Annotated in this window: 21 protein-coding genes and 1 pseudogene; 17 read left to right on the forward strand and 5 right to left on the reverse strand. The window is 51.8% G+C overall.

Features of this window, described 5'->3' with window-relative positions:
* Window positions 1–816 precede the first annotated feature (816 nt).
* From G6R38_RS27440 to G6R38_RS27520, 17 genes are all read left to right on the forward strand, one after another.
* A complete protein-coding gene (locus tag G6R38_RS27440) occupies window positions 817–1704 on the forward strand; it encodes an ABC transporter permease (protein ID WP_166832026.1) in 888 nt (295 codons plus the stop codon).
* Window positions 1705–1760: 56 nt separating this feature from the next.
* Window positions 1761–3092 carry an ABC transporter ATP-binding protein gene (locus G6R38_RS27445; protein ID WP_166832028.1) on the forward strand — a complete coding sequence of 444 codons (1332 nt, stop codon included), beginning with the start codon at window positions 1761–1763 and terminating at the stop codon, window positions 3090–3092.
* Between the two features lie 11 nt (window positions 3093–3103).
* Window positions 3104–3793 carry a class I SAM-dependent methyltransferase gene (locus tag G6R38_RS27450; RefSeq protein WP_166832030.1) on the forward strand — a complete coding sequence of 230 codons (690 nt, stop codon included), beginning with the start codon at window positions 3104–3106 and terminating at the stop codon, window positions 3791–3793.
* Between the two features lie 30 nt (window positions 3794–3823).
* The gene (locus tag G6R38_RS28575; RefSeq protein WP_390881487.1) at window positions 3824–4684 is read left to right on the forward strand and encodes a sulfotransferase; all 861 of its coding nucleotides are present in this window, start codon (window positions 3824–3826) and stop codon (window positions 4682–4684) included.
* 118 nt (window positions 4685–4802) lie between these two features.
* The gene (locus G6R38_RS27460) at window positions 4803–5738 is read left to right on the forward strand and encodes a glycosyltransferase (protein WP_166832034.1); all 936 of its coding nucleotides are present in this window, start codon (window positions 4803–4805) and stop codon (window positions 5736–5738) included.
* Window positions 5738–6688, forward strand: a complete 951-nt coding sequence (locus G6R38_RS27465; RefSeq protein ID WP_166832036.1) for a glycosyltransferase family 2 protein — start codon at window positions 5738–5740, stop codon at window positions 6686–6688. Before G6R38_RS27460 ends, G6R38_RS27465 begins: the two co-directional genes overlap by 1 nt.
* Complete coding sequence (locus G6R38_RS27470; protein ID WP_166832038.1) at window positions 6685–7641, forward strand: glycosyltransferase; 957 nt, start codon at window positions 6685–6687, stop codon at window positions 7639–7641. The genes G6R38_RS27465 and G6R38_RS27470 overlap by 4 nt, the downstream gene beginning before the upstream one ends.
* A complete protein-coding gene (locus G6R38_RS27475; RefSeq protein WP_166832040.1) occupies window positions 7641–8870 on the forward strand; it encodes a glycosyltransferase family 4 protein in 1230 nt (409 codons plus the stop codon). The genes G6R38_RS27470 and G6R38_RS27475 overlap by 1 nt, the downstream gene beginning before the upstream one ends.
* A gap of 388 nt (window positions 8871–9258) precedes the next feature.
* A complete protein-coding gene (locus G6R38_RS27480) occupies window positions 9259–10140 on the forward strand; it encodes a glycosyltransferase family 4 protein (RefSeq protein ID WP_166832042.1) in 882 nt (293 codons plus the stop codon).
* Between the two features lie 140 nt (window positions 10141–10280).
* The gene (locus G6R38_RS27485; protein ID WP_240928415.1) at window positions 10281–11552 is read left to right on the forward strand and encodes a polysaccharide pyruvyl transferase family protein; all 1272 of its coding nucleotides are present in this window, start codon (window positions 10281–10283) and stop codon (window positions 11550–11552) included.
* Window positions 11549–12517: a glycosyltransferase family 2 protein gene (locus G6R38_RS27490; RefSeq protein WP_166832046.1), complete on the forward strand. Its 969-nt coding sequence runs from the start codon at window positions 11549–11551 to the stop codon at window positions 12515–12517. The genes G6R38_RS27485 and G6R38_RS27490 overlap by 4 nt, the downstream gene beginning before the upstream one ends.
* 27 nt (window positions 12518–12544) lie before the next feature.
* On the forward strand, window positions 12545–13912 hold the full coding sequence (locus G6R38_RS27495) for an O-antigen ligase family protein (RefSeq protein WP_166832048.1): 1368 nt from the start codon (window positions 12545–12547) through the stop codon (window positions 13910–13912).
* Window positions 13909–15135, forward strand: coding sequence for a glycosyltransferase family 4 protein (locus G6R38_RS27500; RefSeq protein WP_166832050.1), 1227 nt, complete (start codon window positions 13909–13911; stop codon window positions 15133–15135). Before G6R38_RS27495 ends, G6R38_RS27500 begins: the two co-directional genes overlap by 4 nt.
* Before the next feature lie 794 nt (window positions 15136–15929).
* The gene (locus G6R38_RS27505) at window positions 15930–16295 is read left to right on the forward strand and encodes a hypothetical protein (RefSeq protein WP_166832052.1); all 366 of its coding nucleotides are present in this window, start codon (window positions 15930–15932) and stop codon (window positions 16293–16295) included.
* 245 nt (window positions 16296–16540) lie between these two features.
* Window positions 16541–17590: an IS110 family RNA-guided transposase gene (locus G6R38_RS27510; RefSeq protein WP_166832054.1), complete on the forward strand. Its 1050-nt coding sequence runs from the start codon at window positions 16541–16543 to the stop codon at window positions 17588–17590.
* A 342-nt stretch (window positions 17591–17932) separates the two neighbouring features.
* Window positions 17933–18220 (forward strand): transposase, encoded by a 288-nt coding sequence (locus tag G6R38_RS27515; RefSeq protein WP_166832056.1) that lies wholly within the window; start codon window positions 17933–17935, stop codon window positions 18218–18220.
* A 50-nt stretch (window positions 18221–18270) separates the two neighbouring features.
* Complete coding sequence (locus G6R38_RS27520; RefSeq protein ID WP_166832058.1) at window positions 18271–18657, forward strand: IS3 family transposase; 387 nt, start codon at window positions 18271–18273, stop codon at window positions 18655–18657.
* 93 nt (window positions 18658–18750) lie between these two features.
* On the opposite strand, the gene G6R38_RS27525 is transcribed toward G6R38_RS27520, so the two are convergent.
* The 5 genes and pseudogenes from G6R38_RS27525 to G6R38_RS27945 form a co-directional block, all read right to left on the reverse strand.
* Window positions 18751–19188, reverse strand: a complete 438-nt coding sequence (locus G6R38_RS27525; RefSeq protein WP_261345432.1) for an ATP-binding protein — start codon at window positions 19186–19188, stop codon at window positions 18751–18753.
* Window positions 19189–19200: 12 nt separating this feature from the next.
* The gene (locus tag G6R38_RS27940) at window positions 19201–21273 is read right to left on the reverse strand and encodes a recombinase family protein (RefSeq protein WP_206028767.1); all 2073 of its coding nucleotides are present in this window, start codon (window positions 21271–21273) and stop codon (window positions 19201–19203) included.
* Window positions 21270–21671 carry a hypothetical protein gene (locus tag G6R38_RS27540; RefSeq protein ID WP_166832060.1) on the reverse strand — a complete coding sequence of 134 codons (402 nt, stop codon included), beginning with the start codon at window positions 21669–21671 and terminating at the stop codon, window positions 21270–21272. Before G6R38_RS27540 ends, G6R38_RS27940 begins: the two co-directional genes overlap by 4 nt.
* Window positions 21622–21930 (reverse strand): ATP-binding protein, encoded by a 309-nt coding sequence (locus G6R38_RS27545; protein WP_240928413.1) that lies wholly within the window; start codon window positions 21928–21930, stop codon window positions 21622–21624. Before G6R38_RS27545 ends, G6R38_RS27540 begins: the two co-directional genes overlap by 50 nt.
* Window positions 21878–21988: pseudogene (locus G6R38_RS27945) on the reverse strand (transposase); the annotation flags it as partial. The gene G6R38_RS27545 and the pseudogene G6R38_RS27945, both read right to left, overlap by 53 nt.
* Between the last annotated feature and the right edge of the window lie 288 nt (window positions 21989–22276).

Raw genomic sequence — 22276 nt, forward strand, 5'->3', positions numbered from 1 at the left:
CGGAAGCGACTTCTTCTTCGACGCATCGCATTCGCGATGGCGGGATGCTTCGTTGTTGCTACAGGCATTTTTTTCACGCTGAGTCCCGCGTCACAGCGACTCTACACACTTGACGCACTAGAGGTCGTTTACGGCTGTTTTGACCCTTGGACGGATACGACACCACCGAAACTTGGCCCTGAGATTGATGACCCAACCGCTTGGTCCCAAAACTGGAATTTTCTAGCGAGCCGTCTTGAGAAATCAGAGCGTTTCTCCGAAACGAAAATCCCGATCGATCATGACCAATCGATTAACCGCGAGAGCTTAAAATTTCTTCACAAGAACACCAACCATCCAAGCTTTCGCCGGTTTGAACGGCAACTCCGAAAGGTCATACCAGGTGAACCCTCAATTTTCGAGCTCTCAAGCGATATTCGAAAATTGGCCGTCCATGGAACCGCAAACCAACCGTTTGAAGACGATCCACTTGAGATCCTAGGAGTTGCCTGCCGCGGCGAAGAACTTCTCTGCCACAATTTTGCCGTACTGTACGGCCATGCGGATCCAATAGTAGGATACACTAGCCAGGCATCCCATGTTCGTCTTCAAACCCAAAGTCCAGAAATCCTTTGTCTGGTCCAATGAATCGCTCTTTATCCATAGTAAAAGTGACACCAGCATGAAGAAGTCAGCAAATTCCAACCTCAGCCGGTGAGCTTGCAGCAAGACGTGGGAGTGCCAACAAGGATTCAAATACCGACTTTTGCTCGGGAACAACCATCCCAGCGCGACAAACACGCCAGAATCGTCTCAACATTTCGCGATTAGCATATCATGACAGCAACACTAAGTTCAGAACCTCAGACCGAAGAATCATCCGAGCCAACGCACACGCAGGACACGGTCGTGGAGACCGTGATCGAACCACGGTCGGGATGGCAAATCGTTGATTGGCGAGAACTCGTCGCTTATCGGGACTTGTTTCGATTTCTTGTCTGGCGTGGAATCAAAGTTCGCTATGCACAGAGCGCGATTGGTATTGGCTGGGCGGTCATTCAACCGTTATTCTCGATGCTAGTCTTTACAATTGTTTTTGGAAATCTGGCAAACCTGACCTCCGACGGGGTCCCTTATGCGATTTTCAGCTTTACGGCTCTCGTTCCTTGGACATACTTTGCCAATGCGGTAACCGATGGTACTGCGAGCCTTGTCACAAACGCGAACATCATCAGTAAAGTCTATTTCCCTCGCATGGTGCTTCCACTCGCGGCGATTTGTTCGAAACTTGTTGACTTCGCCATTTCCATGCTCGTACTTGCAGGGCTAATGATTTGGTTCGGCGTGACTCCGAATTGGGGAATCATTATGGTGCCAGCGCTGATAGCACTGATGATGCTCACAGCAGGTGGCTTAGGCATGTGGTTGACCGCCCTTGCCATTCAATATCGCGACGTCAACTATGCAATTGGATTTCTCGTCCAACTCCTGATGTACGCCGCCCCAGTAGTATATTCCATCGAGTACATACCGGAACAGTACCAAGCGTTGTATGCAATCAACCCAATGGTAGGAGTCATAGAAGGGTTCCGATCCGCATTACTGGGTACCCGAAAGATGCCGTGGCTCTTTTTGGGCTTGGGAACCGTGACGGCCCTAGTCGTCGCCCTCTCCGGTGCATTATACTTCCGACGGAAGGAACGTTTGTTTGCCGACGTTGCCTAGGCCATGACAGCAAGTTTCCTTATTCCTTTTCCTGTTGTTCGTCAGAGTTGTCCGTTATGTCGCGTCCTGCGATTGAAATTGAAAACCTTGGCAAAGCCTACCGTATCGGCTTGAAGGAAGAGGTACCTGATACACTCGTCTCCGCCGCTGCGGGTTGGCTGCGATCGCCAATTCGCAATTGGGATCGACTCCGTAAGCTCAATACGTTCGAAGAGAAGTCTGAATCGGATGACATTGTGTGGGCCCTGAAGGACGTTTCATTCTCCGTCAACGAAGGTGAGGTCGTAGGGGTCATTGGTCGTAACGGTGCCGGAAAAAGCACGTTGCTGAAGATTCTGAGCCGCATCACCGAACCGACGTCAGGCCGGGCCATTATCCGCGGCCGTGTCAGCAGTTTGCTTGAAGTCGGCACCGGCTTCCATCCGGAACTAACGGGACGTGAAAACGTCTACATGAACGGCACAATCCTGGGGATGACGAAACGAGAGATCGACCGCAAGTTTGATGAAATCGTCGACTTCAGCGGCGTGGAAAAGTTTCTCGATACCCCAGTTAAACGCTACTCCAGCGGCATGAAAGTCCGTCTCGCGTTCGCCGTCGCTGCGCACCTGGAACCCGAAATCCTTATCATCGACGAAGTCCTAGCCGTAGGGGATGCCGAGTTCCAACGAAAATGCTTAGGCAAAATGCAAGACGTAGCTGGACAAGGTAGGACAGTGTTGTTTGTTAGCCATAACATGGCGGCTGTGAGAAACCTTTGTAGTCGAGCGATTCGGTTGTGTGATGGCCTACTCACATTTGATGGGATGCCGGAGGAAGCCATCGATCAGTATCTAGTGTCTGGAACGCATTCATCCGGAAAGCAAGACTTTTCTGATCCGAGCCTCAAGCGCAAGGGCTCCGGCAAAGTGAGATTCACTTCAGCTGAAATTCAGACATTCCGCGGGAGTCATGGTACGTCATTGCCAATGGGTGAGGGATTCAAAGTTCGGATGGGTGTCGAGTCGACGGAATCAGTCGAAAATACGCTCATTGGCATCGGTCTCTTCGACGCGAGTGGTGCTAGAGTTTGTGGATTGAACAGTAGTCATACTGCGGACTGGACCTTCTCACTACGGGCAGGCCAGACCGCAACCTACGTGTGCAGCCTCAAATCAGTAAATCTTGGGCACGGGCGTTATCATCTCAATCTGATCTTGAAGCAGGCCTTGGGTAACCAAGTTTATGACTCGATTGAGTCTGCACTGATCCTAACTATTGAGGGAGCTGACATTTACAACACAGGCAAGATACCAGTCGGCAATAATATCGTTTTCTTGCGTCCAGATTGGTCTGAAGAAGAGCCTAACAGCCAACCGCTAATCAGTTTCTCAGAGATTAACGAATAATGGACGATAGAATGGCTGCTAAAACTCGCAGATTCTTACGGCGTTGTACACCGCCTATCATCGTCGATACTGTGAATTACTTTCGGGCGCGTCCTAGCAAGAACGTCCATGCAAATCAGCCTGGCGATGGAACTGAAAAGCCAGCTGAATGGTACGATGAGTCTTTTGCAAAGGCTGAACATTGGCGCCAGCATTATACCAGTTCACGATATTATTTTTTTTGGTCAGTTATTGTTGACCGACTTCTTCGTTCTGGCGTCGAACGAGTCCTTGATATTGGCTGCGGACCAGGTCAATTTGCGCTGCTGGCAAGGGATAGAGGTATAAAGAAATACTGGGGACTAGATTTTAGCACGAAACGTATAGAGCAAGCACGCACGATTTGCCCAGAGTTCCTGTTTTTTGTGGAGGACGTTTTCAAGTCTGACAAGCTAGGTTTACTCGACTATCAGGCTGTAGTTATAACAGAGGTGCTAGAGCATGTTGAAAACGACATCGACCTGCTGAAGATGGTGCGTTGCGGCACAAGATTGATCGGGTCAGTTCCAAATTTCCCATATACATCTCATGTGAGGCATTTTGAAGGGATTCGCGACGTGGAAGATCGATACAACGTACTATTTGAGTCGCTCTCGGTCGAAGAATTGATCGCAAATGAGACAGGGAAATGTTACTACCTATTGGATGGCGTAAAAAACTAACAGCATTTGCTCCCAATTCAAGAGACATCGATGCTCAGATTCCCGGGGAAAGAATATCTTCGCAATACGTTCTTGGACCGAGTCCGAAAACGTTTAGAATGTGTGTTTGTGTTATCGACTGGACGAGTTGGAACTGAATCACTCACAAATTTGCTCAACCTGTCACATCGAATACACGCATGTCATGAGCCTCGCCCCAGAATGCGAAGCGAAACGAAGCTAGCCTATCAAAACCCCTCAATGTCATCACTGTTCGTCAAAGATTATTTGAATCATCGATATTTTCGGCGGCCTGACACTAGTCCAATGAAATCCTGTGTGAAACAGGACCTTATCTATGTTGAGACATCAAACCGCCTTACCTACTTAGCACCGGCGTTAGCCCAATTTTTCCCGAAATCAAAATTCATTTTTTTACATCGAGACCCACCGGCTGTCATTCGGTCGATCATGCGAAGAGGATATTACCAAGGCCATGAGTGGGATGATTATCGAATTCAGCCCCGGACAAACGATCCTTTTTCTCCAAAGTGGGATATATTCGATGAGTTCCAGAAGTGCTGTTGGTATTGGCGAGCAGTCAATGAATTCTGCATTGAATGTATCAATACAATTGAGGAATCCCGAACGTTCAACTTGCGAAGTTCCGCATTATTCGCGCAAGACGTTGACTCCATTGGACGACTATTCCGTTGGTTAAAGGTAGCGCCGCCCTCCGACACTTCGGTACTGGATGCGACGTCGGTTTCATATAACGCTCAAAATCAGGGCGCGTTTCCCGAATGGGAAGACTGGAGCCAAGAACAGCGAACTACCATGCTAAGTATCGTCGCCCCAATAAACGAGATGTTAGGTTACCGCTATCAAACCGATGATTTTGGGACTCCGTGACTCCGGAGTCAGAGGCTCATATTAGTTCATTCTCATCATGAATAAGCTTGGCCTTTTCGAAAATCCAAAACCCATGAGTTATTGGTCTTAGTTTTCAGTAGGCATGAGAAGTGTTGAGATGCAAGTAATCATTCCCACGCACGGTCGGCCGGATTTGTTGGATCGGACTCTCTCGTCTTTAGCCGAGTGCGAGTTGCCGGATGATTACGCAGGCTGCATCGTCGCCGAGAATGGTGGTCAGCAGGGAGCTGAAGAGGCCGTGCGAAACGCCGATACACGGCTAAATTGCCGCTACTTTTACCATGAACAAGGCAATAAGAGCACTACGCTCAACGAAGTCCTCAAGCATTTTTCGCTGCAGGACTGGATCGTACTTTTTGATGACGACGTTCGCTTCAGCCCGATGACTCTCCAGAAGTATGCAGAAGCGATTGACGGTCTGTCATCGGGGAAATTCTTCTGCGGGCCGGTAGCAATCGATTATGAACAGCGTCCGCCCGAATGGCTGATCGAATTCCTGCCGCCGTCCGCTAAAGGTTGGGAGTGGGATGCAGAAATCCCTATTACAACGCCGGTTGCCCTCGGAGCCAATTGGGTGGTGCACCCGAAAGACGTACTCGCCGTCGGTGGGTTCGACGCAAGGTTCGGACCGGGAAGCATATCCCGAGCCACCGGACAAGAGCGTTCGTTGCAACAGCGATTGATTGCGCGAGGGATCCAGGGACAGTATATCTCCAACGCAAAAATCTGGCACTATGTGCCAAGAGAACGATGTTCTGTGGAATGGGTTGTCGATCGACATTTTCGCAACAATGTCTCCACCGGGCAAAATCGCGATACGAGCGGCTGTGCTCCATTCTTCGGATACCCTCGTTGGTTGGTACGGAAATACTTGACGGCCTATGCCCAGTATCTATTGCGAGCACCGTTTTCTGATGCGTTGACGCGATTTCATCTCCGGCTAGATTTAGCACAGATTCGCGGACAGTTGGTCGGTGGAAAAAGACGTGCAATTGAAGACGATTCGATGGCGATTGTTGGGAGCTCAGATTAATGGAAATCGCCCCAACAGTCTCCGTCGTCATCCCCTGCTACAATGCCGCACCGTTTTTGCGGGAGACATTGGACAGTGCGTTGAACCAAACACATCCGCCTTTAGAAATTCTCGTGATCGATGATGGCTCAACTGACGACTCGGCCGCCATCGCTGAGAGTTACGGTGGACCGGTGCGAGTACTGCGGCAACCCAACCAAGGTGAATCGGTGGCGAGGAACTGGGGGATCGAAGAAGCAAAAGGAGACTGGATTGCATTCTTGGATGCTGATGATATCTGGCGATCGATAAAACTCCAGGCACAAATATCATTGACGGCTCCCGGAGTCGTAGCAGTTCATACGAATTTGTTTAACTTTGGTTCTTCAACTGGCCACTCGAAAATCGAGCAAACTCCTGCCAGCGAACGATATCGAATTGAGAATCTCGCGACTAACAATGTTTTCATCAGTCCATCAGCGATACTTGTTCGTCGAAATGTCTGTCCACGATTCCCTGAATGGACATGTGATGCGGAGGACTTGTTGTTCTGCCTCGAACTCGTGCAACTGGGAGAGATCCGGCTTGTGGAAGACCCACTGACGGGATACCGGCGCCACGCCCGCAGCCAGTCTGCTACATTTGGAGCGGAGTTGCGGTGGCATCAAACCATTCTCAAATGGTTGAATAGTGAATCCAACCACGTGAAACCATGTATACGACAGCAAATCGAGGAGGGATGGATCGGTAAGATTTGTTGGTTGGGATGGAGAATGAAAGCCGAGAGAAAATGGCCGGAGTACTCTGCAGTTCGAGCCTATTTGGAAGACTTTCAGGAGTTTGACGACGCTAAAGTGCTGCTTAGTAACAAAACCTACCCCTTCTGGTTATACCGGCTGTACGATTTCTTTTGTTTCGGTAACCAGCGAACACGCGCTCACAATTCTAGTGTGATGGACAAAATTAAATGAAGGTTAGTGTCGCAATTTGTACTTGGAATCGTGACTCACTTTTGGAGAAAACGCTGCTGGAAATGCGGTCCCTCAAAGTTCCATGTGACGTCAGTTGGGAACTACTAGTTGTTAACAACAACTGCAGCGACGATACTGATGGTGTTGTTGGAAGGCTTTCCGACGAATTGCCGATCCGATTGCTTCACGAGCCAAAGCCGGGCCAATCGAACGCCCGAAACTGCGCAATTCGCAAAGCCGAAGGCGAATTGTTAATCTGGACTGATGACGATGTCTTGGTCGACAGCGACTGGATTAGTCAATATGTGCGTGCAGCCGAGGCTCATCCAGAAGCGGATTTCTTTGGAGGTACCGTTGATCCATATTTCGAGCAGAAGCCGCCCCGTTGGCTTCTCAACGAACTTGTGTATCTTGGCAGCGTCTATGCCCTAAGGCAACTTGATGCGAAAGTCAGACCGTTCCGTGGAGATGAGATCCCGATGGGCGCGAACATGGCTTTCCGCACCAAAATCCTCCGAAAAGAAAATTTTGACCCACGCCTTGGTAACGCAGGCAACAACAATCTTCGTGGAGATGATGCCGAGCTGCTTCGCCGTTTAATGGTGGAGGGATATCGAGGGTTATGGGTTGGACCGGCGCGTGTGCGTCATTTCGTGCCGAGGCACAGAATGACGCGACGGTACGTTTGGAAGTGGTTTGAAGGTAGTGGCCGCTCAAGCGTATTGCGAAATGGAAAAGACAATAGCTCGCGATTGTTCGGTGCGCCTCGCTGGGCTTTTAGAAAATTGTTAGAATCTGGGACCGAGACCATTCTTCGGTACCCTCGTCGAGACGATCGATGGCTGAAAGCGTTCTGCAATACGGCGACGATGCTCGGTGTTATCCGCCAACACCGTGCAGACGAAAGCGTGAGCAACGGCAACCTTAAACAAAACAACAGCGAGGCACGATAATGCCCTCGATGTTGGTTGTCGTTCCAAGCTTCCCAGTAGTCACCCAAACATTCGTACTCCGGGAGATCGTCTCAATCCGCGATGCCGGTTGGGAAGTTCACGTATTAACTTGTTCGACTGGTGACGCGACTGCTTGGGATCAAGCAAAACATTTCGGTATCTCGCAAGAACATGTTCATGTTCTGAACTGGCGAACTTGTAAACTCTTTTCAATACGTACCGTGATGGAACTCTCTAAACCAATTGCGCGGAAAGCAGCTGACTTCGCTCATTATGGTTTCACGCTTGGGCTGAGGCGACTGAATTACTTTCACCAGCTATCTCACGTCAAAGCAATCCAATCCGTCGACATCGTACATTGCCACTTCACGGAAGCTGCTGCCGACACTGGAGTCGGTTTGGCTCAAATCCTGAAACGTCCGTTAACGATCCTTGCACATGACAGTTTTCTTGAAAAAGCTTCTGCCACAGGCCTAAGAAAAATCCAGAGGGCTGCCTCCATAGTTTTTTGCGTGAGTAAGGGATGGGTGAAGGTTTGGGAAAAAGCAACAGGCTCAAATGACAAGTTGCAATACATGCCGAATTCCATCGATATTGATGAGTTCGAATCCGCTGCTACCATGATGGCAGAGAAATCAAGAGAGGTCGTTCCACGAACTTTAAGAGCAATAACAATCGGTCATTTCCATGGCGGCAAGCGACAGGGTGATCTCGTTCGCGCGGCGGCCCTTCTTAAAGAAGAGGGTGTTTGCCTAAACTGCACTATGGTAGGGGATGGTCCTGAACGCCGTGAGGTCGAGGCCTTGGCTGTAAAATATGGAATTGAAACTCAAGTCGTTTTTTTAGGCTCGCTCACGCATAGAGAAGTTCGTGAACAGCTAGTCCATGCAGACGTACTAGTGCATTGCAGTCAGCAAGAATCTTTTGGCATAGTAATAATCGAAGCCATGGGAGCTTCCTTACCGGTTGTAGCGAGCCATACTATCGGCGCAGATGATTCCGTCCTGGAGAATGTAACTGGACATCTATATAAAGTTGGAGACATCGGAACGCTCGCCCGCCGCTTGGCTGACTTGGCAAAAGACCGGCAACGGCTTCACTCACTGGGACTGGCCGGTCGTAAACGTGTAGAGAAACTGTTCGCCTGGGATAATCGAATGGCACAAATGTTTAATGAGTGGCAGTCGGTTATCCGCATACACCGTCAGAACTTAAGAACACGACTTTGACATTTGCTCACTACTTCATTCGGTTAAAAAATTTTCTGCGAAACCACAAGATGAGTTCCGGATGTCCTTTTTGCCGCACACATTCACCGATGTATAGAGTAGCCTTGTACTCCTACCCTCGTACGACACAATGAATATTCTATATCTCACAGGCAACCCAAACCTTGGTAGCACGACTCGGGTGCTACAAGGACTGCTCAAGCAACCTAATTTCGGCAGTAGATTTGTAACGGTCGGCCATGACGGTGCAATGGCAAGATGGTTAGCCGAACATAATGTGCCTCGCCTAGTTATTTCCATGGACGCACCTTCGAAAAAAACAGTACTGAGAAGTAGTTGGCGTGTTCTCAGAGTCGCTAGCTGGGCTAAGCGGCGCGGTGTTTCTGTCGTGCATTGCAACGAACATGATATCTATCCGTTCGGCAGGGTTGTCGCACGGCTGATGGGTGTGCCGGTTGTTTGCCATGTGCGATTTCGTATTGAACGTGGATTTGCCCAGTGGGCCTTCGGCGGGCGTCGCTGCCCCGATGCTTTAATGTGGACGTCGAAATCTCAGCAGGACGCTTGTCAGGATGCAGTGGTAGGAATTGTATCGGAAGAGCGGCAGCACTTGGTTTTTTTAGGTGTGGAACCAACGCAGTTCAATCCGCAGCAAGGCGTTCGCGAGCGAATACGTCGGGAGTGGAATGTTCTAGATCATGAAATTGTGATTGGAACTGCCAGCCACTTTGAACCACGGAAGCGGATACCGGACTTCATTGAACTCGTTAGGCGTTTGCGAGCTCGCGGGTTACCCGTGCGTGGAGTGTACGCGGGCGAACCGTCGATACACTTTCCCAATCATGCGAGCGACGTCCAGCAAGCCCACAATCTATCAGGCTTGGGCGACCGACTGCTACGATTAGGGAAAGTAAAGCCGATCGAGCCGTTCTATCAAGGGATTGATGTCTTTGTCAGTACTAGCGAAATGGAGACGTTTGGAAACAGCGTCTGCGAAGCAATGGCAGCATCCAAGCCGGTTGTCGCTTACTCGGGCGGTTCCGTGCATGAAGTGATTGGACCGGTGGGGCAAGTGGTTGCTGACCGGGACTTGGACGCTCTGACTAACGCCGTTACAGTGTTGGTAAGTCACTCTAATCTTCGCGACGAACAAGGCCGTCTTGGGCGCGAACGTGTGGAACACGAGTTCACACCGCAAATAGTTGCCGAACGGTTTCAAACAATTCATTCGCTGGTCCATAGCTATCGAACGTCCAGTAAATCTCGATAGTTCCCAAAACCTTGGCTCTGGATGAGTGATTCCCTACTGGTCGGAACAAGACCAGTGAGGGTTAACCAAAACTTAAGCTTTATCTGATACGGTCGCCATTTGGCACTAAGGATTCATTGGAGGGTATTATTATCCGAAACATGCTTCTGAAGGGGATATTGTTTTTTCTCAAATTGTCGCGATTACTGTCGCAACCGCATGGAAGTGTCATTTGTGGACCGCCATCTCCCGAACGCAACCGAGGAGATGAGGCTCTGCTGAGATCAACGCTTGAACGACTGGACTCGACGCGGGAAACGGAATTGGTGATGACCGGTCCTGGCGATCCGCCACCATTCGTGAGCAACTGTTCGATGCCCGTCTATAGGAAATTTCATCAGGCGTTCAATACTGATCGAGCCTTTATAGAGCGGGTTAAATTTTTGACCCATATCCGAACTAAACGTGAACTCTTGCTTATAGGCGCGGATGTGATTGATGAAGGTTATGGGCCGAGCCGAAGCCGTGGTTCACTTCAGACGGTTGCGTTAGCGGCTCGATTGGGAATCCAGTGCCACATTGTCAGCTTCAGCGTCAATGAGACGCCGTCGTCTGCACTGGCCAAGCGTTTTCTCTCTCTAGGCAACAACACGATCCTAGTGCCTCGGGAACGCATTTCTTACAAGAGGCTTCAGCAAGTTGGCGTTGCAAACCTACGCCTCGGGGGGGATTTAGCGTTTCTCATGACGTCTGCTTCCGATGGAGACATTCCACAGGATATCCTAGAATTTGCTGGCCGATACCGGGGGCGTATGCTAGGTATCAATTTGATAGGCAAAGTCCTGGGCGGACAGTTGGGAAAGAGCATATGGTATCCTGTCTTTGCCCAGGCCTTGGCCCTTCTGCAACAAAAGCAGGATTTTGGGATTCTCTTGATTCCTCATGATGACTTGGAGGACATTACCGATCTAAGAGAATTGAGTTCAATACTTGGAGAACATCTCAAGAAAAATTCGGTGCACTTGCTTGATCCGGTTCCGACTGCTCCTGTACTCAAAGCTGTTGCAGGGAAGTGCCTGCATGTCATAACCTGTCGTATGCATCTCGCGATCGCCACGCTAGGAATGGGGCGACCAGTGACGTGCTTTCCTTATCAGGGAAAGTTTGAAGGGCAGTTTGAGCATTTGCAATTGTCTGCGGATGGTCTATGGCCGATGGAGTCTTTGCCTAAGGAACCTCAAGTCTTGGCTGAGCAACTACGTGGCCGCTTCGAGCAAAGCGAGGCAATTGCGGCACACGTGAGGGAACGCCTGCCGACGATCCAGGAATTTGCTAATAAAAATTTTCAGGGGTTCAGTGGATTCCTGGAAGCCACATCATCAATGAAGTCCCAAGATCAAACGCCCCAAGCCACTGTGGAACGGACGTCGTGAGCATTTCCGTTGTCATCCCTTGTTATAACCGGGAAGATTCAATCGGCTTAGCCATTGAAAGTGCATGCAATCAATCGCAGGCACCAATGGAGATCCTTGTTGTGGACGATGGCTCGACCGATTCGTCGGCTCAAGTTGCAGGGAAGTTCGGTTCCCTGGTGCGGGTTATCCGCCAAGCCAATGCGGGAGCGGCAGCTGCACGAAACCGAGGAATCGCTGAGGCAATGGGTGAATGGATTGCGTTTCTCGATAGCGACGACATCTGGTCTCCAAACAAACTTGAAAAGGAGTTACAGGTGGCGAAGCGATTTCCAAACGCAGAATTGATCTTCTGTGATACACGAACGGTGCGTGGTGAGCGGGAGATTATGACCAGCCGTTTTGCCCTGGGTGGGGTGCGTGGCAGTGAGGTGGAGCATGACGGAAAATTTGCCCGCTATGACCGGTCAATATTTTTGTCCATGTTAGACAACAGCCGGGTGATCACCTCTGCAGTACTTGTGCGGCGTAAATTGCCCGAATTGTGGTTTCCGGAACACATTTGGGGTTCCGAAGATTGGGGCTTATGGTTGAATCTTGCGTTGCGGTATCCTCTAGCCTCAATCGATGAAGTTCTCGTAACGATGAGTGCTGGTGAAGACAATTTAACTCGTAGCATCTCACGATTGATGCGCAACGATGTCAAACTTTTGCAAGAGTTGCGGAACGACCCACTCCTGAACACGGATGAAGTTGCCGCGGTTGAACAGACTCTACAGGGGCGGTACTTTGCGGCCATGTATCATGCATTGCGGGCTGGGGAAACCGAGATTAGTCGAAGCTTCCTTAAACGAATTGCACGAGGGAAAGTCGGTTGGCTCGCGTATTGGCGATACTTGGTGGCGTCTTACATGCCGGGCCAACTTCTAAGAAGCATTTATGGTGGTTCTGAAAGTCTGCGTGCCGAGTCCGGATTTAGCGATTAGCAGCTGGGAAAGGCCAGGAGACGTGCTATGAAAGGCATGCTGTTTATCTATGGCCTACTGGCCATATGTTGTATTATTGGTTTGGCACGTCCGCATGTGGCTTTGATTGGCTACTATGGCTTCGCCGTCTTGATCCCTGAGTGGAATTGGCGTTGGGCGTTGCCGCCGAACCCTGGGTTTCAGAAATACCTCGTGGCCTCATGTTTGCTTGGATTCTTATTCAATGGTCTTCGAGGAAATCGACTGCGTGGTGGACCGCTAGCAGCTTGTCTTTGCTTCGGACTTTATCTGGGTTTGTCTTACGTCAGTGCGGCTTCGAGCATTAGTCCGTCGAACTCACAGTGGTTCATGTCGTTCATGTGGAAAATTGTGCTAATGGCTGCAATGGCAGTTCTGCTGCTCGATTCGCCTCGCAAAATAAGCGCAATTTTGTGGATTTTGGTCCTCGCACAAGGCTACAACGCTTTTCGGATAAATGAACAATACTTCGAAACTGGCATTTGCTGGGCCGCATATACTGGTTGGGCGTTCATGGACAATAACATCTATTGCATGGCCACAATGCCGATGATCGGCATGAGTCTCGCCTTGGCATTTCGTTCACAACGGATCTGGCAGCGAGCGATTGCTGGCGGAATCTTTCTACTGCAAATGCATCAAATCATGCTGATGCAATCCCGTGGCTGTATGCTAGGGGCGATAATCCTTGCAGGGGTCTTCTTCTTACTGGTCCCCAAAAATGCCTATTCATGGGCCGCAATTCTCGGTTCGATTTTCGCGGCTACGGTTCTGGCAGGTCCGTCAGTCGTCAAGGAGTTTAGCTCCTCGTTCGCGTCAGCCGAAAAACGAGATTCCTCTGCCGACAGCCGTTTTAAATTATGGGAGGCCGGAGCGAAGATTACCGCGGACTATCCAGTTTTGGGCGTTGGGCCAGATGCAGGCCGTCGAATAGTACACAAATACTACCCAGGGGGGTTGCGAGCCAGAGACAAGGCGTTACATAATACACTATTTGAAGTGACCGCTTGCTCAGGCGTGCCAGCGGCTGTCGGGTACTTTGGTTTTTTCGGTATTTGTTGGCTCAGTGTCGCGTGGTTTTGGAAAAGGGAAGGCAAAATCTTGGCCCCCCCAATGAGTGCTGCTTGCTTGGCCATATTGTGTGGGCTACCTGGTTTTTTGGTATCTGCGATGTTTTCCTCTTCGCTGTTGGTTGAGTCGCCATATGCCTTAGCTGCGTTAGGATGCGCTACAATCTTGGTGCGAAAAGCCTATGAGGATCGACATCAATCATCGTCGCACGGTTTTCCGGGAACCGTGGATCACATAGGCAAATCGACTCAGTTTCTTCCCAGATCAGCAGAAGTCGAGATAACTCCGGAGCCATTCCGCCAATGACTTCCCAATCCCTAATACTTGTGCTCGCCGAGAACTTTCCGCCGCGTCACGGGGGAAGCGGACGATGGTTGTGGGAATTATTTCGGCGTCTGCCGGCAGATCGCAGTGTGATTGCCGCCGGGATCATGCCGGGAGCTGAAGCGTTTGACAGTACGCACGATCTCAATGTTTCTCGAATTCAATATGCAGATCCCTCGAAGGGTATCGTTCATCCAAAGGGTTTTCGCGGCTATTGGCGAAATTTCCGGCAACTGTCTCAGTTGGCTATCGGAGTCGGTGCGACGACCGTTCATGCTGGTTGTGTGTTGCCTGAAGGCTTCTTAGCCTACATGATGTCGCTGAAACTTGATTTACCTTATCTCGTCTATGTGCATGGTGAGGAAGTTGAAGGAGCCTCTTTGGGACATGAACTGAATTGGATGGTTCGTCGCGTTTTTCGACGAGCCGCTTGCTTAGTAGCCAATACACAGAACACACGGAATATTCTCATTCGCGATTGGAACGTGCCCGAGCATCAAGTTACTGTCGTGCATCCCGGTGTGGACACGGAACAATTCCAACCTGCCCCAAGAAACGCGAAGGTCCGAAATAATTTGGAATGGGGCGAACGGCCGGTCATTTTGACAGTCGGCCGACTTGCTAAACGCAAAGGCTTGGATGTGATGTTGCGAGCCATGCCCGCAATTTGCCAATCCATCCCCAACGTCCTGTATGCTATTGTGGGAGACGGCGAAGAGCGTGATAGGCTCATGCAAATCGTTCAGGAAGAGAATCTGCAAGACCATGTGCGTTTCCACGGCGCGGTTGATGACCATACGATCAGGAACTGCTATCAGCAATGTGATCTGTTCGTGCTGCCAAATCGCCGAGTCGGTACCGACATCGAAGGGTTTGGAATGGTGCTGCTCGAAGCGCAAGCCTGCGGCCAACCAGTTTTGGCTGGGGCATCTGGTGGTACGGCTGAAGCAATCGATCCAGGTTACACCGGCCTGACAATTGATTGCCGTTCATCCGACCAATTAGCCAAGCCTGTGATCGAATTACTTCAAAACACGAAGCAACGAGAGCAAATGGGAAGGGCAGGGCGCGAATGGACCGTTGTAAATTTTGACTGGGCAGCGTTAGCTAAGCATGCTGATCGTGTGTTTTCCGGAATTGAACCGCTTTGCAAGAGAGGCAGTGGCAAGCGTTTCGATGCAAACGACTCAGGGCTAACCCCGTAAGCGAAAAAACAATTAAATCTCAGCAACCATGACGGTCTCAGTGGATGTGCTTTATGAGTCTCCATTTCCCAAAGTATTCAATACGTCTACAGGCTAATAACTTTTTCGTGACCTCTATATACAGTTCGATCGCTAACTATCAATTGCAATCCCTTCTTTGAATCGACATGTATAGCACTATACTCCGTAATATCACGCTACCCACTTGGTTTCCAAATCGCTTAACAAGGAAATGGGATGCCATCCGCATAGGTCGGAACCTCCGAAATGTACTAGCTTGTCCGCCAATATCGGCAGCGAGTGCCAGAACTGCCAATGCAGACATCCACATGCTTCTTTGCGACCGAGACTTACTAGCTGGTTTAGTGGCATTAAAGTCACTGCTCCGCTTTCAGGGGGAAGCGCAATTCGCCGTTACGATTACCGACGACGGTAGCCTAAGCAACGCAAGCCGACAGATTCTCAACACACACATACCTCGAATACGGTTCCTAGCCTCAGTGGAGAATAAAGTTTTGGAAAGTCTAAGGGATTATCCATTGGTGCAGCAACTGTATCATGGGCAGTTTTTGTTCGCTCGAAAGTTATGTCATCCAGCACTAATGTCGTCTACTGACCGTGCAATCGTATTAGATTCCGACACAGCTTTTCTTCGCAAACCCGAGCGTTTGCTTCAATGGGCTCAAGGCAGGAAGGGAAGCATTCCCAACTTGTATTTGAGTGATCAGCGGGACGAGTCTACGGAGATTCCGTGCCGTGTGAAGGAAATCTTTTCGGAATTGGCACCGAATAAAATGCTCCCGAACCTCTTCTTTAATGCTGGACTATTAGCGTATCAGCCCAAAGATATCGACTTTTCAATTGCGAATTCGTATCTTGATTGGCGGCAAGGTGCCGATGCTCAACTAGTCGACAACCAAGGCGGTTTCTGGTTTGGCGAATGGACGATCGAGCAGACATGCTACTTACTTTCGTATGCTGGAATGAAGACGCCTATCGAGGATTTTGGCTCTGACTACGCGATCGGTAGAGAACCGAGTGCGGTATTCTGCCACTTCCTTAACTACTATTATCGGCAACCGAAGACTCTGCAGATGCTAAGCGAGTTGATTCAAGAAATTACCCCCCCTGGTAACAGGGAATCCACCTACGCGAATTAAGCATAAGTATGCAACTGTCTTTTAATAATGATGGCATGATGAGTCGAAGTCTAATGACAATAAAATCAGCGGGGATGCGTCCAGAGGAATATGACCGACTTCGTGAATTGCTTTGGTCTGCCTTTGAAAAACTAGTCCATGTGGTATGAGTATCCATGTAAGCCGGGCTTTGGTGAGATCGGTGCTTTCTGGGACAATGCACTAGTGTGAGTTGTCCGGAAGTTCTCAACAAGTGGAGGCTTACGATGAGGATTCTCGCGATTGATCTTGGCAAGACCAGCAGTGTGGCGTGTGTGTACGAGGTCGAGGATGCCACTCGACAATTCCGCCGGTTCCGAACGACTGGCCAGGCCCTTCAAAGCTTGGTGAATGACATTCGCCCCGATCGTATGGTGATTGAGATCTGTCCGATGGCTGGCTGGATTGCTGACTTGATCACCTCGATGGGCGTGGAGGTGCAGGTGGCAAACGTATCGGCACCGGCTTGGCGATGGAGCAACACCAGACGAAAAACAGAAGGGGATGACGCGCTTCGTCTGGCTCAGCTGTCGTCGCTCAACCAGTTGCCGCAAGTGGCCGTACCAGCACCACCGACGCGTCAGTGGCGGGCCATGATTCGATACCGTCATCAGTTGATTCAAAGACGAACACAAATCCGGAACCACATTCGGGCGTTGTTTGATCGACAGGGCCTGGCACTTCCCCGACGAACGGCGTGCTGGACTCAAGCGGGTATCGCTGCTCTTCGGACCTACGCCAAGAACTTCGAAGAAGTCGATATGGACGAGTTGTGGCGTGGTGAATTGGAGTGCGAACTCCAGGCACTCTCGGCCATCGAGGAATTAGTCAGCCAAGTTGAACAAAAGTTGGATGAAATCGAGCAACAGCAAGCGTCTTGCCGTCTGCTAAGAACCATTCCTGGTGTCGGCCCACGGCTCGCCGAGATCGTGGCAGCTGTTCTGGATGATCCGCGCCGGTTTTCAAACAGCAAGCAGGTGGCTTGTTACGCGGGACTGACACCAAGGCAGTATCAATCGGGCGACACAGATCGCCAAGGACGAATCAGTCGGCAGGGGAACTCGCTTCTGAGGGCGATGCTTGTCGAAGTCAGTTGGGTCAGCCTGCGTTACAACTCTTGGGCACGGCAAATCTATGAACGAGTCCGTCGCGGGAGTGCTGGTCGCAAAAAAATCGCGATTGTTGCCGTCGCTAGACGATTACTGGTGCGATGCTGGGCCATGTTGCGTGACGGAACGGCATGGAACCCTCCACTCACTGTGGGCGTTTCAGTGTAGAGAACCTGTTTGTCCAAAGTCCGGAAGCCAAGGCGTGTTGACGTGTCGATGATTGGAACGATGATAGCCCGTTGAAACCTTGGGCCATTTCAGCCCGCCTATGAGGATGGGCGTCATCGCAAGGACAAATGAGCCCGCGGATATAACAGCTCTGAACCCGCGGCAGCTCGGATAGAAGGGTGAACCAATCAACGGCGCTGACGCCACGGTTTTGGGTGACTCCGCTCCGAGACAATTGAGAGCTCTACGCTCCGTCACCCAAAAAAGCGAAAACAAGACTTGACAACCCGGCTTCATAGAAAGGTTTCATCAGCCCGATTTTGGGCGAAGGAGACCTGGAAGATGAGTGCGAAGAAACGCAAGCGGCATACGCCGGAGCAGATTGTCAAGAAGTTGCGAGACGCGGATGCGATGTTGAATGCCGGTCACGATTTGGCGGCGGTGCTGCAGTCACTCGAAGTCAGCGAATCCACGCTCGAGCGATGGCGGAAGCAGTATGGCGGGATGAAGTCCGAAGAGGCTAAACGTCTCAAAGAACTCGAAGATGAGAACCGCCGGTTGAAGCAGTTGGTAGCGGACTTGTCTTTGGACAACCAAATGCTGAAATCGGTGGCCTCAAAAAACTGGTGAGCCTTTCTCGAAAACGAACCGCTGTCGGGCTGCTTCAAAAGGAATTCGGCGTGTCCGAGCGTCGGGCCTGTGCGGTGCTCGATCAGCCTCGCAGCACGCAGCGATACATCGCCGAGCCTCGGCATGACGAACCGGCTTTGGTGAAACAGATGCTGAGTTTGGTTCGGTCTCATCCACGGCATGGGTATCGACGAATCGGACGGCTACTGCGTCGCGAAGGCTGGCGGGCGAGTGACACGCGAGTCTATCGACTATGGCGTCGGGAAGGGCTGAAAGTGCCAAGTAAGAAGCGGAAAAAGCGTCGACTGGGAACCAGCGAGAATGGCTGTCATCGCCATCGGGCCGAGTTCCAAAATTACGTGTGGTGCTGGGACTTCGTCTTCGATCGGACAACTGTGGACAACGGTTGGATAGTGCAGCGATCGTTGGTTGAATAGTGCAGCGCTCGGAGAGTTTGTTAGTTTATGGTTTCAGGATTCGTTCTCAAAGCCTTCGGATTCCTCCTCCGGAGGAGGAATCGATTGTGCCGATTATTTCGGCGGCTCGGGTGGCTTGGATTTTGCCGGTTGTTCTCGGCGTCGCTGGGCGTCTTGGAGTCGGTAGCTGGGGCCGGTCGCTTCCAGGATGTGGCAGCGGTGCGTGAGCCGATCGAGCACGGCTCCGGTGAGGCGTTCGCTGCCGAGCACTTCGGTCCACTGCTCGAATGGGAGGTTCGTCGTCACAATCACGCTTTGCCGTTCGTAGGCGGTGCTGATCACATCGAACAGTAGTTCCGCTCCGACTTTGCTCGGCGGCACATAGCCGAGTTCATCGAGGATGAGCACGTCCCATTTCCCCAGCTGCTTCTTGAGTTTGAGCAGTTGGCGTTCTTCGCGGGCTTCCATCAGTTGGGTGACGAGTTCGGTCACGCGATAGAACCGCACGCGACGGCCTTGGTGACAGGCGGCCAATCCGAATGCAGTAGCGATATGCGATTTGACTCAGCCATTGTTGTGCACCTCTGGGATCATGACTTGGTGGACTTCGTGGTTCTTCAGTTTCAACATGGCGTGCAAGACCTCCTCGGTTTGAGGAAATCGGCGACAGCGTTCCAGCGGATCGGGCGGCATCACAATTTGCCCGTTGGAGATTTTGCGATGAATCCAGGACGGATCGCGGCCGATGTGCTGAGCCATCTCCGGTAATGTCCAGGTCGTCGACTGCTCAGGCGGAGGCGGAGCAATTCGATAGCGTCGTTTCCATTTCGTCACGATTCGGGCCGTGAATTGTTCGCCTCGACATGGATGCAGTCCCGCTTGATTGAGGTCGGCGGCGATGCGGGCGTGCGACCGTCGGGCTTGGATTCCCTGCCGAATCACCTCCAGAATTCGCTGTTCGAGTTCCGTGCCTCTCAGTGAGAATCGCGGGAGACGCGAGGAGGTTTCACTGACCAAACCACCGACCCAGACGATGCGAATTTCAACCACTCCATCGGGCTGCCGATGGAGGTGAATGCCCGTGATCAACGTCCGCAACAGAGACTTCTTGGCGTCCCATGTGAGGTGCGGCCACAACTCGGGGAGTCGCCTGCCGACATTGGCGAATGCGTCTCGCAGTGCGGTCGGCACGCGGATCGGTTGCGGCGTCTGGCGGCGGGCATCCGCCAACGCCTCTTCGGCCTGCCGCAGTGCCAGGAGCGCCGCTTCCCAGCGGTCTTCGAGCGTCGCCGCGATCAGCCGGTTCCGCGGATCGACCGCGTCGTACTGCTGCTGGGCTCGGTGAGCGGCGTATTGCATTCGCAGAACCTCCAATTCCAACTGCCGCAGAACTTCATGATGAGTGCGGGACTGCTCCTGGGACACCGTTTCCAAAGCATCAATTTCTGCCGGACGCAACACTGCGAAGAACGCCGTCGTCACGGCTTCGTCGATCGGTTGGCCCGTCAGGTACAGACACGATCGTTTGCCGTAATGGCGAGACCGCGACGAACACACATATTGAAAGCGGTTTTCTTTGTAACTCACATGCAGGGCGTGTCCGCAGTGACCGCACCGCACCAGCCCGCTCAGCAAAGCACAACCGCTGCGGTGGGCCTGTTTGACTAACAACCGCTGCTGAATTCGGAGCGTGTTTTGAGCCAAACGGCGTTGGTTCTCTTCGTACTGCTCCCAGGTGATGTAGGCCGGATAGACATCAGGAATCAAGGCCGACCACTCCGCTTGCGGTCGACGCGAACGACCCGTGGCCGGACGACCAGGCACTTGCCGCGTGGGGTCGGCCCGGCGACGTCCGTGAACGAAGGCCCCGGCATACGCCGGGTTGTGCAGGATCGAAGTCAGCGACGCCGATGTCGGGTCCTTCCAGAGCACCTCGCCGGCGAACAAACCCGACGTCTGTCGACGCGGCAATTTCAGTCCTGCTCGGACGAAGAACGTGAGTACCTTCTGAGCGGTACCCAACTCGACGAACTTTGCGAAGACCAATTGCAAACGCTCGCGAATGCTTTGATCGGGATCGAGCATCACCGTCTGATCGGGACTGCGAACCAAGCCCGTCGGCAGATGTTGGATCAACTCGCCCCGAGCCGCTTTCGACAACCGACCGGCATCCAATCGCAATCGCAGGCTGTGCAGTTCGGCCGCAGACATCGTTCCCTTGAGCCCTAGCAAAAGTCGGTCATTGAAATCTCGGGGATGATACAAGCCGTCGGCATCACCGATGATCGTGTCGAAGATCGCACACAGTTCCAACAGCTGATGCCAATCCGCATTGTTGCGAGAGAGCCGGGAGACTTCATAGCCCAAAATGATTCCGATTTTGCTCAGGCCGACGTTGGCCACCAATTGCCCGAAACCGGGACGTCCGGCACTGTGGGCGGCGGAGTGCCCTTGATCTTCGTCAATGATGTCGATCTGCTCGGCTTTCCACCCCAGTTCCAACAGCCGAGTCTGCAACCCGCGTTGATTGAACGCACTCTCCTGATGATGGAGCACTTGCTTGGTCGTGCTCTGCCGCAGATACACAATCGCCTGTCGACTCAGGTGTGTGTCCCGAACTTTGGTTGCTCCATTCATGGCTGAGTTCCTCCTGAAGAATGGTGATGACTTGTTGCACGATCCTCTGCTGCTCCTCGAGCGAGAGGTGCTTCCAAATGGTTTCCATGGGAGACGGCGTCATCGGCTTCCCTCCGAGAAAAGATATCTTCGAAGGTATTCACCAATTCCCCGACTGCGTCGAGTGTCAGCCGGGTGGGCGTGGTTCGCGGAGCCGTCGACAGATTGGTGCTGGCGACATCAATGTAAGTGATCTCGTCCGGGAAGACCTCGACCTGGCAAGTCTGCCGACACCCCGGCAAACGAGCCAGACCGAACAAAACGAATGTCCGGCCAAACAGCGGATGAGCCGGATCGGTGACGGTAACCTCACCGCTGCAAGCCTCGGTGACCAGAGGGGTATTGTGATGGTTGGGCATTTCCCGTGCCGGGATTGCCGATCAGAATGATCACCTCGCGACGATCAATATATTCGCCTCGCAACAGCTCTGAGATCAAGACCCGATTCAGCGATGGCTGAGCCGAGAAGTCAAAGTCGTCGAGCGTCTTGTGTTGGGGGAACTGCGCCGCTTTGAGACGCCGTTCGGTCGAGCGTTTCTCGCGGTCGATCAGTTCCAACTCACAGAGTTTGAGCAGGAACCCCCATTTTTCGCACGATCTCCGCGACTGCCGTTCCACTCTCTTGCTGACGCAGAGCAAAGGCGATTTGCTCCTCGGTGTACCGTTTCCGTTTCATTGATTCGACCCTTTCTGAAAAACGTAAGTTACCAAAAAACTCACATTCCAGCTGGATCAAGAAACGGGGGGAAGGTCATATCGGCAACTGACTCTCATAAGCAATGGCGCAGTTTTCTGGGGGCAGGCCAGTACCACAGGAGCTTGCGTACGTTGTTACCCTTGTTGCCGTCTGACGCAGGGTTGCGTTTAGACCGTGTGGAAATGAATGATGTTCTTGTTACGTTGTCGTTGAGCCCGTTGGCTCTGACCGCCGCTTGCCCCGACTGTGGTCAGGAAACCGGCTGCG

It is taken from the genome of Thalassoroseus pseudoceratinae (assembly GCF_011634775.1).
In the GTDB taxonomy this organism is placed as follows: Bacteria; Planctomycetota; Planctomycetia; order Planctomycetales; family Planctomycetaceae; genus Thalassoroseus; species Thalassoroseus pseudoceratinae.

Bases quoted from the DNA above. Each gene is read 5' to 3' on its own strand.
- G6R38_RS27440 (WP_166832026.1), top strand. From the start codon at position 817: ATGACAGCAACACTAAGTTCAGAACCTCAGACCGAAGAATCATCCGAG.
- G6R38_RS27445 (WP_166832028.1), top strand. From the start codon at position 1,761: ATGTCGCGTCCTGCGATTGAAATTGAAAACCTTGGCAAAGCCTACCGT.
- G6R38_RS27450 (WP_166832030.1), top strand. From the start codon at position 3,104: ATGGCTGCTAAAACTCGCAGATTCTTACGGCGTTGTACACCGCCTATC.
- G6R38_RS28575 (WP_390881487.1), top strand. From the start codon at position 3,824: ATGCTCAGATTCCCGGGGAAAGAATATCTTCGCAATACGTTCTTGGAC.
- G6R38_RS27460 (WP_166832034.1), top strand. From the start codon at position 4,803: ATGCAAGTAATCATTCCCACGCACGGTCGGCCGGATTTGTTGGATCGG.
- G6R38_RS27465 (WP_166832036.1), top strand. From the start codon at position 5,738: ATGGAAATCGCCCCAACAGTCTCCGTCGTCATCCCCTGCTACAATGCC.
- G6R38_RS27470 (WP_166832038.1), top strand. From the start codon at position 6,685: ATGAAGGTTAGTGTCGCAATTTGTACTTGGAATCGTGACTCACTTTTG.
- G6R38_RS27475 (WP_166832040.1), top strand. From the start codon at position 7,641: ATGCCCTCGATGTTGGTTGTCGTTCCAAGCTTCCCAGTAGTCACCCAA.
- G6R38_RS27485 (WP_240928415.1), top strand. From the start codon at position 10,281: ATGCTTCTGAAGGGGATATTGTTTTTTCTCAAATTGTCGCGATTACTG.
- G6R38_RS27495 (WP_166832048.1), top strand. From the start codon at position 12,545: ATGAAAGGCATGCTGTTTATCTATGGCCTACTGGCCATATGTTGTATT.
- G6R38_RS27500 (WP_166832050.1), top strand. From the start codon at position 13,909: ATGACTTCCCAATCCCTAATACTTGTGCTCGCCGAGAACTTTCCGCCG.
- G6R38_RS27505 (WP_166832052.1), top strand. From the start codon at position 15,930: ATGCTCCCGAACCTCTTCTTTAATGCTGGACTATTAGCGTATCAGCCC.
- G6R38_RS27510 (WP_166832054.1), top strand. From the start codon at position 16,541: ATGAGGATTCTCGCGATTGATCTTGGCAAGACCAGCAGTGTGGCGTGT.
- G6R38_RS27515 (WP_166832056.1), top strand. From the start codon at position 17,933: ATGAGTGCGAAGAAACGCAAGCGGCATACGCCGGAGCAGATTGTCAAG.
- G6R38_RS27940 (WP_206028767.1), bottom strand. From the start codon at position 21,273: ATGAATGGAGCAACCAAAGTTCGGGACACACACCTGAGTCGACAGGCG.
- G6R38_RS27540 (WP_166832060.1), bottom strand. From the start codon at position 21,671: ATGCCCAACCATCACAATACCCCTCTGGTCACCGAGGCTTGCAGCGGT.